The sequence below is a fragment of the Halomonas sp. genome, from assembly GCF_052095695.1.
Classification (GTDB): Bacteria; Pseudomonadota; Gammaproteobacteria; order Pseudomonadales; family Halomonadaceae; genus Vreelandella.
In genome coordinates, this window is record NZ_JBQDLQ010000035.1 from 1 (window position 1) to 16,834 (window position 16,834).

The 16,834-nt window shown below is 60.5% G+C and carries 15 protein-coding genes; 1 reads left to right on the top strand and 14 read right to left on the bottom strand.

What is annotated here, in order from left to right; genetic code table 11:
* Positions 1 to 237 precede the first annotated feature (237 nt).
* From ACTH5D_RS08910 to cbiE, 5 genes are all read right to left on the bottom strand, one after another.
* The gene (locus tag ACTH5D_RS08910) at positions 238 to 678 is read right to left on the bottom strand and encodes a YtoQ family protein (protein WP_441670344.1); all 441 of its coding nucleotides are present in this window, start codon (positions 676 to 678) and stop codon (positions 238 to 240) included.
* A 74-nt stretch (positions 679 to 752) separates the two neighbouring features.
* Positions 753 to 1,529, bottom strand: a complete 777-nt coding sequence (gene cobF / locus ACTH5D_RS08915) for a precorrin-6A synthase (deacetylating) (protein WP_441670346.1) — start codon at positions 1,527 to 1,529, stop codon at positions 753 to 755.
* Positions 1,526 to 2,323 carry a precorrin-4 C(11)-methyltransferase gene (cobM, locus tag ACTH5D_RS08920; RefSeq protein ID WP_441670348.1) on the bottom strand — a complete coding sequence of 266 codons (798 nt, stop codon included), beginning with the start codon at positions 2,321 to 2,323 and terminating at the stop codon, positions 1,526 to 1,528. The genes cobF and cobM overlap by 4 nt, the downstream gene beginning before the upstream one ends.
* A 12-nt stretch (positions 2,324 to 2,335) precedes the next feature.
* Entirely contained in the window at positions 2,336 to 2,713 is a 378-nt protein-coding gene (locus ACTH5D_RS08925; RefSeq protein WP_441670412.1) for a cobalamin biosynthesis protein, read from the bottom strand.
* A gap of 32 nt (positions 2,714 to 2,745) precedes the next feature.
* Positions 2,746 to 3,954 carry a precorrin-6y C5,15-methyltransferase (decarboxylating) subunit CbiE gene (gene cbiE / locus ACTH5D_RS08930; protein ID WP_441670350.1) on the bottom strand — a complete coding sequence of 403 codons (1,209 nt, stop codon included), beginning with the start codon at positions 3,952 to 3,954 and terminating at the stop codon, positions 2,746 to 2,748.
* On the opposite strand from cbiE, the gene ACTH5D_RS08935 reads away from it, so the two are divergent.
* The gene (locus ACTH5D_RS08935) at positions 3,953 to 4,687 is read left to right on the top strand and encodes a cobalt-precorrin-6A reductase (protein WP_441670352.1); all 735 of its coding nucleotides are present in this window, start codon (positions 3,953 to 3,955) and stop codon (positions 4,685 to 4,687) included. The two genes, cbiE and ACTH5D_RS08935, sit on opposite strands and share 2 nt — an antisense overlap.
* Here ACTH5D_RS08935 and cobJ read toward each other — a convergent pair.
* From cobJ to ACTH5D_RS08980, 9 genes are read right to left on the bottom strand one after another with little or no spacing between them, the layout of a single operon-like run.
* Entirely contained in the window at positions 4,684 to 5,436 is a 753-nt protein-coding gene (gene cobJ, locus ACTH5D_RS08940; RefSeq protein WP_441670354.1) for a precorrin-3B C(17)-methyltransferase, read from the bottom strand. The two genes, ACTH5D_RS08935 and cobJ, sit on opposite strands and share 4 nt — an antisense overlap.
* Positions 5,433 to 6,158 carry a precorrin-2 C(20)-methyltransferase gene (gene cobI, locus ACTH5D_RS08945; RefSeq protein WP_441670356.1) on the bottom strand — a complete coding sequence of 242 codons (726 nt, stop codon included), beginning with the start codon at positions 6,156 to 6,158 and terminating at the stop codon, positions 5,433 to 5,435. The genes cobJ and cobI overlap by 4 nt, the downstream gene beginning before the upstream one ends.
* Positions 6,155 to 6,784, bottom strand: coding sequence for a precorrin-8X methylmutase (locus tag ACTH5D_RS08950; RefSeq protein ID WP_441670358.1), 630 nt, complete (start codon positions 6,782 to 6,784; stop codon positions 6,155 to 6,157). Before ACTH5D_RS08950 ends, cobI begins: the two co-directional genes overlap by 4 nt.
* Positions 6,774 to 7,934 carry a cobalamin biosynthesis protein CobG gene (locus tag ACTH5D_RS08955; protein WP_441670360.1) on the bottom strand — a complete coding sequence of 387 codons (1,161 nt, stop codon included), beginning with the start codon at positions 7,932 to 7,934 and terminating at the stop codon, positions 6,774 to 6,776. The genes ACTH5D_RS08950 and ACTH5D_RS08955 overlap by 11 nt, the downstream gene beginning before the upstream one ends.
* Entirely contained in the window at positions 7,924 to 11,835 is a 3,912-nt protein-coding gene (cobN, locus tag ACTH5D_RS08960; protein ID WP_441670362.1) for a cobaltochelatase subunit CobN, read from the bottom strand. The genes ACTH5D_RS08955 and cobN overlap by 11 nt, the downstream gene beginning before the upstream one ends.
* Positions 11,835 to 12,941, bottom strand: a complete 1,107-nt coding sequence (gene cobW / locus ACTH5D_RS08965) for a cobalamin biosynthesis protein CobW (RefSeq protein WP_441670364.1) — start codon at positions 12,939 to 12,941, stop codon at positions 11,835 to 11,837. The genes cobN and cobW overlap by 1 nt, the downstream gene beginning before the upstream one ends.
* Positions 12,928 to 14,298, bottom strand: a complete 1,371-nt coding sequence (locus ACTH5D_RS08970) for a cobyrinate a,c-diamide synthase (RefSeq protein WP_441670366.1) — start codon at positions 14,296 to 14,298, stop codon at positions 12,928 to 12,930. The genes cobW and ACTH5D_RS08970 overlap by 14 nt, the downstream gene beginning before the upstream one ends.
* Complete coding sequence (gene cobO / locus ACTH5D_RS08975) at positions 14,298 to 14,891, bottom strand: cob(I)yrinic acid a,c-diamide adenosyltransferase (protein WP_441670368.1); 594 nt, start codon at positions 14,889 to 14,891, stop codon at positions 14,298 to 14,300. The genes ACTH5D_RS08970 and cobO overlap by 1 nt, the downstream gene beginning before the upstream one ends.
* Positions 14,888 to 16,621, bottom strand: a complete 1,734-nt coding sequence (locus ACTH5D_RS08980) for an AAA family ATPase (protein WP_441670414.1) — start codon at positions 16,619 to 16,621, stop codon at positions 14,888 to 14,890. Before ACTH5D_RS08980 ends, cobO begins: the two co-directional genes overlap by 4 nt.
* Between the last annotated feature and the right edge of the window lie 213 nt (positions 16,622 to 16,834).

The following is a 16,834-nucleotide window of genomic DNA, read 5'->3' on the forward strand; positions in this document are numbered from 1 at the left end:
GCAGCTGGCGCTGCCTTCGCGGGTGCCTTTTGGCTCGTTCCTCGCCAAGCGTTACCCCGCGCTACAAGTGTGCAATTACTTGACTTACTGGTTTTTTCAGAGCGTGGAAAGTGAAACGCAATAGTGGCCTGGCACTCTATTGGGCTGGATTATTTATGGTGAGGGGTCTTCGCGCGCTGAAGCGCCCTCCCACAATACCAGTTCAGTGGCTAAGTTAGTTGTGAGAGGCACTGGAGTTTAGGCTTTGAGAACGTAACGCAGAGTTTCAACCACTTGCTCAGTAGTAGTGCACCAAGCTTGTGCTTGGGCATCGACTTCTTTCAGCGGGTGGATAATATCTTCGCTGTGCAGGGTGATATAGGGCTTGGCGAGGGCTGCGCAGTAGCCTGCGTCGAAGGCGGCGTTCCACTGTTTGTATTTGTCACCAAAGCGAACCACGACCAGATCGGCTTGCTCGATCATGGTACGGGTACGGATGGCGTTGACCTTAGAGGATTGGTGGTCGCGCCAGAATTGGCTGCTTTGCTCGCCCAGGTGGTCGCCTGCGGCATCACTGGCGTCGTGGTCGGTGACGGGGGCGGTGAAGACAATATCCAGGCCTGCGGCGTCGGCGCCGCGTTGGATCTCATCGCGCCAGTCGGTGTGGATCTCGCCGGATAAGTAGACGTAAAAGCTCATTGTTGCTCCTGATAACGCAGTCATTTAGTCGATACAGATATTTTATGGAAAAACATTCCATATTGATACCGGCGTCATATCAGCGGCTGTTTAGCCAGTAGATAAATATCCATAATCCAGCCGTGCTGTTCGCGCAGTCTGGCGCGGCGTTGGATGATCTCGCCGCTGGCATCACTAAGCCAGCCTTTGATTAGGCACTGTTTCTCCATGCCCAGGTAGGCGCCCCACCAAATGTAGATATCTTCAGGCGGCAGCGTGGTAAAGGCGCCGCCGCTGTCGAGCATGACCGCTACCGTGGCGGCATCGTTTGGCCAGCCGCGTTCGCGCAGGCGGCGGCCGGTGGTGATCTGGATGGGCTCGGCCAGGGCATTCAGCGGTATGCGGTGTTCGGCGGTGAGTACCTGCAGGCTGGTGATGCCTGGCACGACGTCTACTTCAACCGCCCTGCCCGCCGCGCTTAGCCGCTGGGTGATACGCAGGCTGCTATCAAAAAGCGAGGGGTCGCCCCACACCAGCATGCCGACCCGCCCGCCGTTGGGCAGGTGTTGATCGATTAGCTGCGCCCAAACGCTGGCAATGGCCGCGTGCCAATCGTCTACTGCGCCCAGGTAATCATTGCGGTCATCCCGGCCATCATCACGACTAGGCAGATCGAACTCGACGATATTGGTGGTCACCGGCGCTTCTAACAGCCGTTCGCACAGCAGACGGCGCAGGTCGAGCAGGTCTGATTTGGCGTCGCCTTTACGGGGCAGCAGAATAACATCGGCGTTATTCAGGGCGCGCACTGCCGCCAGGGTGACGTGGTCAAGGTTGCCGGTGCCGATACCAATCAGTGACAGCGTAATCATGATTCGCTCTTATCAGTGGGTGTGGCAAAGGGCGAGCCCGCCGACTGGGGGCGAAAGCGGCGGTCGTAGCCCACCGCGTAGAGGCTGCTCTCCTGGAAGTCTTCGCTTTCTAGCACTGGCCCCACCAGGATCAGCGCGGTGCGCTGCAGGGTGTTATCGATCAGCCCTTCTATGCTAGCTAGCCGCCCCCGCACCACCCGCTCATCGGGCCAGCTTGCCCGCCATACAACCGCTACCGGGCACTGCTCGCCGTAGTAAGGCATCAGGCTTTCCACTACCTGGGCAAGATTGTGGATCGAGAGATGAATCGCCAGCGTTGCCCCGGTGCGGGCAAAGTTGGCCAGGGTCTCGTCGCTGGGCATGGCACTGGCACGCCCCGGCGTGCGGGTAAGCACCACCGACTGGGCCACGCCGGGGAGCGTTAACTCCTGGCCTAGCGTCGCCGCCGCGGCGGCAAAGGATGGCACTCCGGGGGTGATGCTATGGGGGATATCCAGCTCGCGCAGGCGGCGAAGCTGCTCGCCCATGGCCGACCATACCGAGAGATCCCCTGAGTGGAGTCTGGCGACATCCAAGCCTTCGGCGTGGGCAGTTTGGATTTCGTGAAGTATCTCGTCTAGCGAGAGCGGCGCAGTGTTAATCACCCTGGCCCCTGGCGGGCAGTGTTCCAGAATCTTCTCCGGCACTAACGAGCCTGCATAGAGGCACACCGGGCAGGCGGCGATTAAGTCGCGCCCACGGAGGGTAAGCAGATCCGGCGCGCCGGGGCCTGCGCCGATAAAGTGTACGGTCATTGCGTCATTCCTCTAGTCAGCGCTTTCTGCCAGCGCGGCGGTGGCCTGCCGATCTGCTGATATTAGCCTCGGGCCAAGCAGCGTTTCCCCTGGCCCTGCCGCCAGTAGCGCCACGGCTTCGGCCACGCTGCCGGTACCACGGGTCTGCCTGCTGCGTGCCGATTGGGTGAGCGTCGCCACAGACGAGAGCTCGGCATCCGCCACGGCGATAACCTCAAGGCTGCGCAGTTGGCCCAGCTGTTGAACCAGCGGCAGCATGGAGTGGGCCGCCGCCAGCCGGTGGATGGCGCCATACTGCTCGATCAGTTGATCCAGCGCCTGGGCAAGGGACGCCAGCGGCGCTTCGCTGCGAAAGCCAAACCCCGCTACTTTTATCCTCCGCCCCTCCATCGCGCTCTCTATTGGTTTATCGTAAACATCGTTCATCGAACACCCCGCCACTGAACGATGGGGTAGCTAGCCTTCCAGCCACGGCGGGTGCCGATGGGGGCGGCGTTAGCCAACTCAAGGCGCAGCAGCTCACCGCCCGCCTGTTGATGCCAGTGGGCCAGCAGTGCTTCGGATTCCAGGGTGACCGCATTGGCGACGATGCGTACGCCTTTGGGTAGGCGCTGCCATAGCGCGTCTAACAGCGCTGCCGATAACCCGCCGCCGATAAACACTGCATCCGGCAGCGGTGCCTCGTTGAGTATTTCAAGCGCGCTGCCCTCTTTGACCTCAAGCCAGTCAACGCCCAGGTTCGCTGCGTTAGCTCGCGCCCTGGCTGCCCTTTCAGGGTGGCGCTCAAAGCCAATCGCCTGATTATCCCCATGAGCAAGCAGCCACTCAATGGCGATGGAGCCTGAACCGGCGCCGATATCCCATAGCCGCTCGCCGGGCGTGGGGGCTAACGCGGATAGCGTGATCGCCCGCACGGCCTGTTTGGTGATCTGGCCGTCGTGGTCAAAAAAACGATCCGGCAGGCCGGGGGTAAGCGGCAAGGCGGGGCCAGCTCCGGCGATGTCGAGTCCTACCGCGACTGGGTGAGCGATATCATTGGGTAATTCGGCACCAATACGACAGTGGCGAATGCGCTCATCGGCACCGCCCAGGGATTCCAGAAGCGTTATGCGGGAATCAGCAAAGCCGAACTTTTGAACCAACGCCGCTAACTCGGCCACCGCCTCGCCGTCTCGAACCAGCACTAATAACCGCCTGCCCGCATGCAGATAGGGGCGAATGCGCGTCAGCGGTTTGGCGTGCAGGCCCAGGCAGGTGCAGTGTTCCAACGGCCAGCCCAAGCGGGAAGCCGCCAAACTAAAGGCGGAGGGTGATGGCAGCGCCTGCCACTCCTCTGCCGCTAGGTGGCGGGATAAGGTAGTGCCTGCTCCAAACCAGAAGGGGTCGCCGGAAACCAGCATAACGACTCGCCGGCCGCGCTGATCTAACAGCATGAGAATGCCGTCGGCGAAGGGCACCGGCCATTCGCACACCTCGGCACTTAGGGGTGGCAGCAGGCGTAAGTGGCGGCGCGCACCGAATATCACCTGGGCATTTTCCAGCGTCTGGCGGCTTGCCGGATTTAGTCCCGCTATGCCACTCTCCCCCCAGCCTAATAGCGTCAACCAGGGAGCGTTGTTAACCTCAGCCATGATCAAAATCCTAATTCTTGGGGGAACCTCTGAAGCCAGCGCCCTAGCCAGCGCTGTCGCGAAGCGCGGCCTCCCCGCCATTTTTAGTTACGCCGGGCGGGTGAACTCGCCTAAATCCCAGCCACTGCCTACCCGCATTGGTGGTTTTGGTGGCGTAAGTGGGCTTGTCGCTTTTTTGGCCCAGCAGCGCATTACCCATATTGTTGATGCCACCCACCCCTTTGCCGCGCAGATGAGCACTAACGTATTAGCCGCTGCGGCCCAGTGCGGCGTTAAGGCCATTGCCCTAACTCGGCCTGCCTGGCGGCCTATTGATGGCGACCAGTGGCAGAGCGTGGCAAGTATAGACGAGGCGGTTAGCGCCTTGGCTGGCCCGCCCCAGCGTGTACTGCTGGCCATTGGCCGAATGCACCTGGCGGCCTTTGCCGCCCAACCCCAGCACCATTACGTGCTTCGCCTGGTTGATCAGCCTAACAGTCCGCCGCTGTCGGACTATACCGCCGTGATCGATAGAGGCCCGTTTACCCTGGAGGGCGACTTGGCCCTGCTGGAAAACCAGCGTATTGAACGCATCGTATGTAAAAACGCCGGCGGCGAAGGCGCGGCTTCCAAACTCACCGCTGCCCGTAGGCTCGGCCTGCCCGTGGTGATGATCGAGCGGCCTCAGCTGCCATCTCGCCTTGAAGCTCATACTGTTGATGATGTGATGAGCTGGCTCGACGACAACTCTTAATCTGCAGAGCGCGGCGTATACACCAGCGGGCTCCCTTCTTTTCTCTCAATTAGTCGCGTCTGCCGGGAACCCACGATCACCAACGTGCGCATATCGGCCATTTCCGGCGTCGCCTCGCCTAGGGTGGTGACGCGAACCGACTCTTCGGGGGTGGAAACCGCGCGGGCGAAGATGATCAATCGATCCGGGCCGCAGGCTTCCCGCAGTACCTCCAAGGTGCGCGCAAAACCCTCTGGCCGCGCCTTGGAGCGGGGATTGTAAAACGCCATGGCGAAGTCGGCCTCGGCGGCCAAGCGCAGGCGTTTTTCAATCAGCACCCAGGGTTTGAGGTTGTCGGATAGATTGATGCAGCAGAAGTCGTGCCCTAGCGGTGCACCAACGCTGGCGCTGGCGGCCAGCATGGCGGAAATGCCCGGCAGCACCTGGATATCCAGCCTGCGCCACTGGGCATCACCGGCTTCCAGGGCCTCAAACACCGCTGCCGCCATGGCAAAAACGCCGGGGTCGCCAGAAGAGACCACTACTACCCGGTGGCCTTCAAGCACCAGCTGTAGTGCGTGCTCTGCCCGGCGAATCTCTTCGCGATTATCCGAGCCGTGGCGAATCAGCCCGGCTCTTGGCGCCACCCGATTTACATAGGGTACATAGCCCACTACATCGGTGGCGTCCTGCAGTGCGGCCGTGACCTCAGGGGTAATCATCGCCTCTGACCCCGGCCCTAAACCAACGATTTTCAGCCAGCCGCTCATGGGCGCCGCCCGTTGCCGTGAATCAGCACAATCGAGAAGTACGGCACGCTCTCGCCAACGTCGCTTATCGGCAATATGCGTTGTTGGGTCATGGCGGCGTACTCGATCAGCCAGGCTTCGCCTTCGCGGCCAGCGTGCACCAGCGCCCGGCGTAGCTTGGCCAGGTTGCGGCCAATCTTCATCACCACCAGCGCGTCGGTGTGGGCGATGCGCTCAGCCAAGGCCTCTTCAGGTAGCGTGGCCATCAGCACGGTCATGATGTCATCGCCCCAGGTAATCGGCTGGCCGGTGGCCGTCCACGCCGCCGACATGCCGGTAATCCCCGGCACTACCGAGACCGGCACGCGGTTCAGTAGCCGAGTATAGAGGTGCATAAAGGAGCCGTAGAAAAACGGGTCGCCTTCGCACAGCACCACCACATCGCAACCGGCCTCGGCCATCTCAATCAGTTGGGCCACGCTGCGCTCGTAAAAGGCTGATAGCAGTTCGTTATAGCGGGGGTCGTCAAAGGGGATTTCCGTGGTGACCGGGTACTCCATGGGCAGCTCGGTTGCCCCAGGGGCGATCAAGCCCTCCACGATGGTGCGGGCATGGCCGCAGCGGCCCTTCTTACGAAAATAGGCCACGTGGCTGGCACCACGAATCAAGCGGTCGGCGCGTACGCTCATTAAGTCCTGACAGCCTGGCCCCAGACCAACCCCGACGATCGTTCCTAGGGTCATTCGATGCGATCCGCCATGGCGTTAATGGCCGCTACCGTCACTGCGCTGCCACCCAGGCGGCCGCGTACGATACAGCTGGGAAGTTCAGTGTTCGCCAACAGCGCTTCTTTGGATTCTGCTGCGCCGACAAAGCCCACCGGGCAGCCGATAATCGCCGCTGGGCGTGGGCAGGCCGGGTCTTCGAGCATATTGAGCAGGTGAAATAGCGCGGTGGGCGCGTTGCCAATGGCGACCACGGCACCTTCGAGGTATGGGCGCCACAGTTCCAGCGCCGCCGCCGAGCGGGTATTGGCCATTTCCTGGGCAAGCGTGGGGGTGCGCTCATCGTTGAGGGTGCAGATGACGTCGTTATTCGCGGGCAGCCGCTTGCGGGTAATGCCTTCCGAGACCATTCGTGCATCGCAAAGAATCGGGGCGCCCTGCTCTAGCGCGACGCGGGCTTTATTGACTACGTCGTTTTGAAAGTGAATATGCGCTGCCAACTCCACCAGCCCGGCGGCATGAATCATGCGCACTGCAACCGTCTCTTCTTCCGCTGAAAAGCGGGCAAGCTCGGCCTCGCTGCGGATAATGGCAAATGACTGCCGGTAAATAGCCGGGCCGCTTGTTTCGTACTTATGAGGCACCCAAATTCTCCAAATAACTTATGACTTCAGATTCACTCAGGCCAGTGGCCTTCGGAGCACTATCGGCGCGGCCATTGATAATCAAATCAAAGCGCCCACCGCGACCGACTAGGCATAATGCCGCTGGCTGTTGGCGGGCACAGCCTTTGGCGCAGCCGGATATATGGACGCTGCTGTTTTTCAGGCCACTGAGCTGCTCCGCTAGCGGCTGAGTAGCGACACTCGCCTGCTCACAGTAAGGTGCGCCGGGGCAGGCATCTATTGATAGCCGCGGGTCGCTATTATGCCGGATTAAGCTATCCACCGCTGGCGCTGTATCGCCCTGCACTAATGTCTGCTTAACCAGCAAGCGCCGCCAGGGCGTGACCTGCACGGCGGTGACACTTGTGGGCGCTACCAACTCACGCAGCATTGAGGCGGTGGCGCGCCCAAAGGGGAGACCCACCACCTGGCCAGCGGGATGGCTGCCCAGCGCCAGCTTGGCGCCGTGGGCTGCTGGGGCCGTATTAGCTGGCGCCCAATTCGGCAATGGCGCTGTATGGCGGCGCATACGTCCGGCGCCCCAGCCGCCGCTCTCCACAAACCAATGCGTTAAGCGGATTAGCTGCTCAATGGCGGCTTCCGCATCACTTACTGCGGTGCCTAATGTGTGACCATCGGCACGTACTAACAGGCCGCCTTCCATTGAGCGTTCAATGCGAAAATCGGCGGCGCTATCGATAAGCACCGGCGCTTTTCCCGCATCGATGGCGATACCCACCTTGCCGGGCATGGCGGCTAATTCGCTGCCCCGCGTTTGCAACAGGCTGGCAATGGTAGGCGAGTCATCCCCGGCTTGCCAGTGTGGCGCCAGCATCAGCTGCGGTTGACGCTCCGCCTCCGGGTCGGCGCTGACCAGCTGATGCTCGACCAGAAAGGCCATTAACGACGGCCAACTGGTGTCGCTCACCCCGCGCAGCTGGAAATTAGCCCGGCTGGTGAGTTCGATCAAACCACTGCCGAAGGTCTGGGCGGCCTCGCATAGTGCCAGCATTTGAGCCCTTGAAAGCTCGCCCATGGGCGGTCGCACCCGCACCAACAGGCCATCGCCAGTGGCCATCGGCTGCCACGCGCTAGGGCACCAGCCTTTAGTGCGCGGGCTAAGCGACATTACCATTGGTCTCTTTGGCTTCGTCCATTTCCAGCAGCAGATCCTGCAGCGCCTGACCGTGCTCGCCGGGGGCTTGCCACACGCCCCGCTGGGCGGCTTCGAGCAGCCGTTCGGCCATCTCTTCCAGGGCTGCCGGGTTGTGATCGCGCAGGAACTGCTGATTGGCGGCGTCGAGCACTAGTGCATCGCTGACCTGGGCGTACTGGTAATCGGCGACTAGATCGGTGGTAGCGTCGTAGGCAAATAGGTAGTCCACTGTGGCGGCCATTTCAAAGGCACCCTTATAACCGTGCTCGCGCATGGCGTTGATCCACTTGGGGTTTAACACGCGCGAGCGAATCACCCTGGCCAGTTCTTCTTTCAGGGTGCGAATCTTGGGCACCGCGGGATTGGCGTGGTCAGCGTGGTAAATCACCGGCGCCTTTCCGCTCAGCGAGCGGGTGGCATTGGCCATGCCACCCTGGAAGGCGTAATAACTGTTGGAATCGAGGATGTCGTGCTCGCGGTTATCCTGGTTTTGCATCACTGCATCCAGCCCCTGAAGCTGCTGCTCGAACGCCGCCCGCGCGATGGTGCCGGAGGCCTTGAACTGGCCGTAGGCGTAGGCGCCTGCGTCCATGTAGGCCTCGGCCAAATCGTCGGCGCTGTCCCAGGCGCGGTTTTCAATCAGCCGGTTGAGGCCCGCGCCATACTCGCCGGGCTTGCTGCCAAAGATACGGTAGCTCGCTTCCTGGGCGGCCATTTCCGGGCTTAGCCCCTGCGCTTCCAGCGTTTGCTGGCGGGCTAACACCGCCTCACGGATGGTGTTGCTATTGCCCGGCTCCTCATAGGCGGCGACCGCCTGTACGGCGGCGTCAAATAGACGAATCACATTGGGAAAAGCATCGCGGAAAAAACCTGAGACCCGCAGCGTAACGTCTACCCGCGGGCGATTGAGCAGCATCGAGGGAATGACGTCAAAGTCCGTTACCCGCTGAGAGCCCAGTGACCATTTAGGGCGCACGCCCATCAGCGCAAAAGCCTGGGCAATGTCGTCGCCGCCGGTACGCATGGTGGCTGTGCCCCAGATCGATAGGCCCAGCCGTCGCGGATAGTCGCCATTATCCTGCAGGTAGCGCTCGACAAACGCCTGAGCGGATTTTTCGCCCAGCGTCCAGGCGGCCGGCGATGGAATCGAGCGGTTATCGACGCTGAAAAAGTTGCGCCCGGTGGGCAGCGTATCCAACCGCCCCCGGCTGGGCGCACCGCTGGGCCCGGCGGGTACAAAGATGCCCTCCAGGCCATCCAGCAGCGACTGAATCTCCATCTTCACGCCCCGCTGCATGGCGACCCATAAGTGCTCGCGGGCATAGCGCAGCTGCTCTGCGGTATCAGGATAACCCTGGGCCAGTTCATCCAGGCAGCCTGGGACTAATGGGGCGAATACGTAGTCGCTCACCCAGCGCTCGGCGAGCAGTTCCAGGCGTTCTCTAGTATCCGCGCCGGTGCGCCAAGGGGCATCAAGCAGTTCGATCAAGATAGCGGGCTTAGGCCCCTGCCAGGGTTCGTTGGCAGCGGCCAGCGGGTCAAAAGGCTTGCTTTCATGTTGATCAGCCAGCCCCAGATCGCGGGCTAAATTGTGCAGCAGGCCGCGCTGGGCCACCGCTTCGCCCCTGGGTAGCCGCAGTAGCGCCACCAGGGTGCCCGCCCGCTTCTCTTCAGGCGGCAGCGTACCGAGCACATGCAGGCCGTGGCGAATCTGGGACTCTTTGATATCGCAAAGAAAGGTATCCAGCTCGTTGAGAAGTTCGGTGTCGTCGGCGCTATTATCATCAACACCGTGAGCCAACTCCTGGTCAATCCCGGTGTCACGCAGGTGGGCTAAAATCTGCCCACGGATCAGCGCCTCCCGGCGGGGGTCCATATCCAGTGCCTGATAATACTCATCACACAGCGCTTCAAGCTCGGCCATCGGCCCGTACAGTTCAGCCCGCGCCAGAGGCGGCATTAGGTGGTCAATGATCACCGCTTGGCTTCTACGCTTGGCCTGAGCACCTTCGCCGGGGTCATTGACGATAAACGGGTAAAAGTGCGGCAGCGGCCCCAGGGCGATATCCGGCCAGCAGTCAGCGCTCAACGCGGTACTTTTCCCCGGCAGCCACTCTAAATTGCCGTGCTTGCCCACATGGATAACCGCCTCGACCCGATAGTGCTCCCGCAGCCAAAAATAAAACGCCAAGTAGCTGTGGGGCGGCGCTAACTGCATATCGTGGTAGGACTGGGTGAGATCATCAATAAAGTCCCGCTCGGGCTGGATACCCACAAAGGTCTCGCCTAAGCGGATTCCCGCGATCATTAGCCGCCCTTCTCGGCATTTGGGGTCATCCTGAGGGGCGCCCCAGCGCGTCCAGACGATGTTCTGCAGTTCAGCGGGAAGGGTTTTAAACCAGGTAAGGTAGTCGTCCACGCTGATGCTCTGCCAGCAGGCGCGCTGATCAAGGCTGGCGTGGTCGTTGGTTACTGCACCTTGGAGCAGGCGGATTAACGCGTCGCCACTCTCTGGCAGCTCGCTAAGCGAATAGCCCGCCTCGGCCAAGGCGGTCAAAATATTCAGCGTTGAAGCGGGGGTATCCAGCCCTACCCCGTTGCCGATCCGGCCATCGCGATTGGGGTAGTTGGCCATAATCAGCGCGATACGCTTTTGCTTATTGGCCGTTAACCGAAGGGTGCAAATGCGCCGTGCCAGCTTGGCCACAAAGGCGACCCGTTCCGGGTGGATCACATGATGGGTGACCGCCAATTGGCAGCGCTGGTTATAGTGGGCTTCGGCTTTAAACCCCACCGCCCGGGTAATGATGCGCCCGTCCATTTCAGGCAGCACCACCTGCATGGCCACATCGCGACTATGCAGCCCGGCGGCCATGTCTTGCCAATCTTCCGTGGTACTGCTGGCAAGAATCGCCTGGAGCACCACGGGCCGCCCGACAAACAAGCTATTTTGCCAATCAGCAGCTAGCGTATCGCCCAGGGCATCCAAGCCATCGGCGTTACGATTGACCGCAAAACTGGTGGTGTTAATCACCAGCATGGCGCCGGTCTGCTCAATCAGATGATTAATAAAATCAATGCACGGCCCCTCTTTTAAGGAGGCCACCGCCACCGCCAAGGGCTCCAGCCCTTGATCTTTAAGCGCTGCGATCATGCCGTCGGGTACGGCAGTATTCGCCCCCTGCAGATGGCTGCGATAAAACAGCAGCAGGCATACCGGCCGCCCCGGCACCTGCCGATCCCGCCACTCGCTAAGGCTTGACGCCTGCTGATCTTGCGGCGCATAGATCACCGCTGGCGGAATCACCTTGGGCTCCTGCCAGTCGCTCAGATTCCTATCTACACACTCGCCGACCTTACTCTCGCCGGCCCTACTCTCGCCAACCATAGACTCACTGGCGACAAAGCGTAGCAGCTGCTCGGCGTTATCCACCCCGCCCTCGCGTAGATAGCGCCACACCCGGTAGGCATCATCAAAGGCAATGGTGGAGCCTTCCAGCAGGGCATCATCTGGGGCGTCGCAGCCCGGCACCAAAATCAATTGACGCTCAGGTTTGGCCGCCGCCCAGGCAAGCAGGCGCTCATGGCCATAGGGCCAGTAGGCCTTGCCGCCCAGCAGTGAGACAATCACCAGTTGGGCCTTTTCCAGCACTCGATCTTCGTAGAGATCATAGGCGGCGGGCTTGACCAGGTTCATCCAGTTGGCCAGCCGCACCGAGGGGTACACCTCACCTAGACGATCGACCGCCTGGGCCAGCGCCGACAGATTGCTATCGGCGGCGGAGAGTATCACGACCTGGGCGGGGCTCTGTTGCAGGTCGATGATGCCTTCATCATCGACAAAGCCTCCGGACTTGGCGGCGAATAAGTGCATTAGGTAGCCGTTTGAACCTCTGCTTCAGCTAACGCTTCACGCAGCGCTGCGCTATCCAGGGTTTTGCCAATAATCACCAGTTGGGTTTGGCGGATTTCGTCCTGAGCCCAAAGCCGGTCGAAGTAGCCTTCCAAGCGCTCGCCCACTGCCTGAATCACTCGGCGCATCGGCTTGCCGGGAATCGCCGCAAAGCCTTTGGCACGATAGATCTCGTGGTCTATCAGCAGCTGCTGCAGCTTGCTGGCCAGGGCATCGCCATCCACTTCGCCCAAGGTAATCACGCAGGAATCAAAGTTATCGTGGGCGTGGTCGTGGTGAGCGCCTTCGGCGTGGTGCTTATCGTGGTGATTGGTGATGCTATCAATGTTCTCTTCGCTGGCCGCGCCAATGCCCATCAGCGCTTCCAGCTGGGCGGTATCGACGGTCAACGTCTGGTCGATAAACAGCGTTTTCACCGAGGCACTCACCCGCGCCTGAATTACCGCTTCCACCCGAATACGCTCTTGCGGGCTGAGTAGGTCGGCCTTGCTGACCAACACCAGATCCGCTGCGCTGAGCTGATCGTCGAGCAGTTCGCGCAGGCTGGGGTCGTGGTCCAGGCTCTCGTCAGCGCGCCGCTGGGCTTCGACCTTATCCACGTCGCTGGCATAACGCCCGGCGGCCACGGCGGGGCCATCAATCACGGTAATAATCGCATCCACGGTGCAGTGCTGGCGTACGTCGGGCCAGTTAAACGCCTGCACCAAAGGCTTTGGCAGCGCTAAGCCGCTGGTTTCAATTAGGATATGGTCGATATCGTCGCGGCGGGCGACCAGCTTTTTCATCACCGGCAGAAACTCTTCTTCCACGGTGCAGCAGATACAACCGTTGGCCAGCTCATAGATGCTGCCGTCTTCACCGTCTAGCTGCCCGCCTTCGCTCCCCTCTTCACACCCTAGCGCACAGCTGCGCAGCAGGCTGGAGTCGATATCCTGTTCACCAAACTCATTAACAATCACGGCGATCCGCTTGCCGGTCACCTGACGCAAAATATTGGCCAGTAGCGTGGTTTTGCCGCTGCCGAGAAATCCGGTCACCACCGTGGCAGGAATCTTATTCAATTGCATGGGTAAAGGCCTCGCTGTGTTGCGGTTCGCAGTACGCCGAGCTGGCAGAAAAGAGCCTTGCCACGGTGTCAGGATTATTAGGGAAAAACAGATGTAAATAGGTCGCCGTCAGGCGCTTTTGACGGTAAATCGCCTCCCCCGGCGCGGGGTGCCGCTGGCGGCGACCGTGGCCAATCGGTTCGGACGTTCCCTCTGCCATGGAGCGGTGGTGGGCATGGCCGCGCACCGGCCCTTCCGGCAACTCGGCGGTTTGCATCCCCTGGCACCCCCGGCGACCGCGCATGGCGCCATGCCCGGGCAATAAGCCGAGCATGGTATGTGTGTTCTCGGCGTAGTCGGTCAGGGTTTCCAGGCTATATAGCATGCCGCCACACTCGGCGAGGATAGGCTTACCCGCGTTAAAGAAGCCTTTTATGGCCCCGCGCATGGCGCTATTATCCGCAAGGGTTTCGGCGTGCAGCTCTGGGTAGCCTCCCGGCAGCCACAGGGCGTCGCATTCAGGCAGTTCGCTATCCGTTAGCGGCGAGAAGAAGCGCAGCGTGGCGCCCATCTGCTCTAACAGATCCAAATTGGCCTGATAGACAAAGCTAAAGGCAGCGTCCCGTGCCACGCCAATGGTGTGGCCTTTAAGCGCGGGCTTAACAGGGGCGAGTTCTTCTTGAGGTGCGCTAAAGGTCACCGGTGGCAGTGCGGCGAGGGCTTCCATTAACCCCGCGGCCTCTAGTGCTTTGGCGCCTGCTTCAAAGCGTGCTTCCAGATCCTCACGAATCTCTGCCGCCTGAACCAGCCCCAGATGGCGCTCGGGGAGCGACAGAGTAGGATCTCGCGGCACGGCGGCCAGTAAAGGGATCGATGGCGGCAGCGCGTCTTCGATCAACTCCCGATGGCGCTGCGAGCCGCAGGCATTGGCGATTAGCCCGGCGATATGGATGTCGTCGCGAAAACTGGCCAGCCCTGAAACCAGCGCCGCGGCGGTTTGGGCCATGCCTTTTACATCCATGACAATCGCCATGGGAATATCGAACAAGGCCGCCAGATCAGCACTGGAGGGCTCACCATCGAACAGACCCATGGCGCCTTCCACCAGAATCAAGTCCGCTTCGCAGGCGGCTTCATAAAAGCGCTGGCGGCAGTAGGCGTCGCCTGCCATCCAAAGATCCAGCTGATCTACCGGCTGCCCTGACGCCTGGGCGAGTATTTGCGGGTCTAAATAATCGGGGCCGGTTTTAAATACTCTGACTACCTTGCCCTGGTTGCGCAGCAGGCGTGCCAGCCCCGCCGTGACGGTTGTTTTGCCCTGACCCGAGGCAGGGGCGGCGATAAACAGTGCGGGGCAAGTCGCCGTTGGCGTGCCCATCAGTATTCGATCCCCGCCTGGGCTTTAACGCCGCCGCGAAAGGCGTGGCGCTCATCTTGAACAACGCTGATGGTATCGGCGATTTCCTGGAGCGGCTGCGCCATGGTGCGGCCGGTAATGATGACATTCTGGTGCGCCGGGCGGCGCTGCAAAGCCTCCACCACCGGCTCGGGGTCGAGATAGCCATACTTGAACATATAGCTCATCTCGTCCAGCACGATCATATGATAGGCGGGGTTTTCCAGCAGCCCTTTGGCGACTGCCCAGGCGGCTTGGGCAGCTTCGATATCCCGCTCGCGGTTCTGGGTTTCCCAGGTAAAGCCGTGGCCCATGATGTGCCAGTCCAGCCTGGGATGATCGCGAAAGAACAGGTACTCACCGGTTTCGCGGCGGCCTTTAATAAACTGAATCACCGCGCACTGCTGGCCGTGCCCCAGTGATCGCGCCATGGTGCCAAAGGCGGAGCTGCTTTTGCCCTTGCCGTTACCTTTCAGCAGAATCAATACGCCGCGCTCTTCAGAAGAGCGCGCGATTCGCTCGTCGATAACTTCTTTCTTACGCTGCATACGGTCTAGGTGGCTGCTATCGCTCATGCTGGCTCCTGGGTGGTCGGTGTCCAATAGAGTGCGCCAAGCTGCTGCGCAAGACGCGCTGCCTGGCCACGTTTAACGAAGGACTGTTCGGCATCCATGACCACGCAGTCGCCAAGCGGCGGCAGGCCAGCGACGGACTCTCGGGTACGCCCATCGGTCATTAGGTAGGTACGAATAAGTAAGCCGGGGTCACGGCGCTGCCACTGACGAATCAACTGGCCTGCGTGAGCAACCGCTTTACGTAGCGGTGTGCCGCCACCGCCATCGGTGGCATTTAATAAGGCTTGCACACTTTTGGGAGCACGCTGTCGTGGCAGTAAGCACGTCAGCGTGTCGTTACCAAACCCGACTACCGCCATTTGCTCACGAGCTGAATAAGCTTGGCGAGTAAGGCTATCGACCCATCCTTTGGTCTGGCCCAAAAGCCGCTTACCGAGCGTCGAGCCGGAGGTATCAAGCAATACCAAATGCACCCGTGGCTGACCGGTTCGCGCCTTGCGATAGCACAGCTGACGCCAGGGCCACTGGCCCCGATTCGCAATCAAAGTACCAAACCAATCGGGGCGAAACGCTGCAGCTGGCGGCTTATTGGCTCGCCCCTGCCCCAGCGCAAGGCTCTTACGCGTGCCGCCGTTAAGCAGCGAGTGTTTTCCAAAGGGCCGAGCTAATAATACAGGCAGCGTAAGCGGCTGACGTTCTAGCATGTTCTGCGCCATGGGCGGCATAGCGCCCCATTGCCCGTGTGAAGCTGAGTACTCGTCAGTATTGCTTGACGACATTGAGCTGCCGGAGTCTTGGCCCGATTTTTGAGGCGATGACAGTGAAGATGGTGGCGGTGAAGTTGGCGGCTCAGCAGACTTATCTTCAGAGCGCGTACGCCGATGGGCCAGCACCCACGGCTCGACGCTATCGACATCTTCCTGGCTGATCGTCGCATCACCACGCCAAGCAGCGTGGGCCTGCGCAGCGCGGTGCCAGGTGACATCGGCACGCATACCTTCAACTCCTGCCGCTTCGCAGCGCTTAGCGATATGCTCGTAAACCCAGGCAGATGCCGTTACCGTCGCCAGCCCCCGGCGCGCATGCTCTACACGGCTGATGAGCGCAGCTTGTTCGTCGGCAAAGCCTGCTATAAAACCAGCGGGGTCGCGATCAAAGGCATCGCGCTGCTGCACAATGGCGATGCGCGCTTCAATACTGACGCTGGGCGGCTGCTCAAGGCACAGTCCAAAGCGGTCAAGCAACTGGGGGCGAAGCTCGCCCTCATCAGGGTTCATAGTGCCGATTAGGCTAAAGCGCGCTGGATGCGAATGGCTAATACCGTCGCGTTCGACGATGTTGATACCGCTGGCCGCGACATCGAGCAGTAAATCGACCAGCGTATCGGCCAGTAAATTCACTTCATCGACGTATAAAATCCCGCCATCGGCTTTGGCCAATAGCCCTTCATGGAACGTGGCTTCACGCTCAGTGAGTATCTTTTGCAGATCAAGGCTGCCGGTTAGGCGGTCTTCGCTGGCGCCAAGCGGCAAGGTGACAAACGGTGGTTTTCGCTTCTCGCCCTCAGGCAAAATGGCCGCTAGCGCCCGCGCAAGGGTCGATTTCGCGCTACCGCGTGGCCCGCTAATCAATACCCCGCCAATACGCGGATTAATCACGTTCAGCAGCAGCGCTGTTTTAATCGACGTCTGACCGACCACGGCGGTAAAGGGAAACTCAACCACAGGCATCACCATGGGCAAAAGGAGCCAAGTTAATACATTAAACGGTTTAGGGACACCGCCTCACGCGTGAAAATTATTCATACCTAACAAGAACATAACGATAGAGCCAAGCGTTGATAAAGTGACTACAATGACCGCCCAGCATAGTGAAAGGCACTTGGTAGAGGCCAGCCTATCACACCCCAGCGCGTCACCAACCGCAAAGGCCTTGCGTACTTT

Excerpts from the sequence above, each read along its gene's own strand:
- ACTH5D_RS08910 (WP_441670344.1), bottom strand. The coding sequence starts at position 678 with ATGAGCTTTTACGTCTACTTATCCGGCGAGATCCACACCGACTGGCGC.
- cobF (WP_441670346.1), bottom strand. The coding sequence starts at position 1,529 with ATGATTACGCTGTCACTGATTGGTATCGGCACCGGCAACCTTGACCAC.
- cobM (WP_441670348.1), bottom strand. The coding sequence starts at position 2,323 with ATGACCGTACACTTTATCGGCGCAGGCCCCGGCGCGCCGGATCTGCTT.
- ACTH5D_RS08925 (WP_441670412.1), bottom strand. The coding sequence starts at position 2,713 with ATGGAGGGGCGGAGGATAAAAGTAGCGGGGTTTGGCTTTCGCAGCGAA.
- ACTH5D_RS08935 (WP_441670352.1), top strand. The coding sequence starts at position 3,953 with ATGATCAAAATCCTAATTCTTGGGGGAACCTCTGAAGCCAGCGCCCTA.
- cbiE (WP_441670350.1), bottom strand. The coding sequence starts at position 3,954 with ATGGCTGAGGTTAACAACGCTCCCTGGTTGACGCTATTAGGCTGGGGG.
- cobJ (WP_441670354.1), bottom strand. The coding sequence starts at position 5,436 with ATGAGCGGCTGGCTGAAAATCGTTGGTTTAGGGCCGGGGTCAGAGGCG.
- cobI (WP_441670356.1), bottom strand. The coding sequence starts at position 6,158 with ATGACCCTAGGAACGATCGTCGGGGTTGGTCTGGGGCCAGGCTGTCAG.
- ACTH5D_RS08955 (WP_441670360.1), bottom strand. The coding sequence starts at position 7,934 with ATGTCGCTTAGCCCGCGCACTAAAGGCTGGTGCCCTAGCGCGTGGCAG.
- cobN (WP_441670362.1), bottom strand. The coding sequence starts at position 11,835 with ATGCACTTATTCGCCGCCAAGTCCGGAGGCTTTGTCGATGATGAAGGC.
- cobW (WP_441670364.1), bottom strand. The coding sequence starts at position 12,941 with ATGCAATTGAATAAGATTCCTGCCACGGTGGTGACCGGATTTCTCGGC.
- ACTH5D_RS08970 (WP_441670366.1), bottom strand. The coding sequence starts at position 14,298 with ATGGGCACGCCAACGGCGACTTGCCCCGCACTGTTTATCGCCGCCCCT.
- cobO (WP_441670368.1), bottom strand. The coding sequence starts at position 14,891 with ATGAGCGATAGCAGCCACCTAGACCGTATGCAGCGTAAGAAAGAAGTT.
- ACTH5D_RS08980 (WP_441670414.1), bottom strand. The coding sequence starts at position 16,621 with ATGCCTGTGGTTGAGTTTCCCTTTACCGCCGTGGTCGGTCAGACGTCG.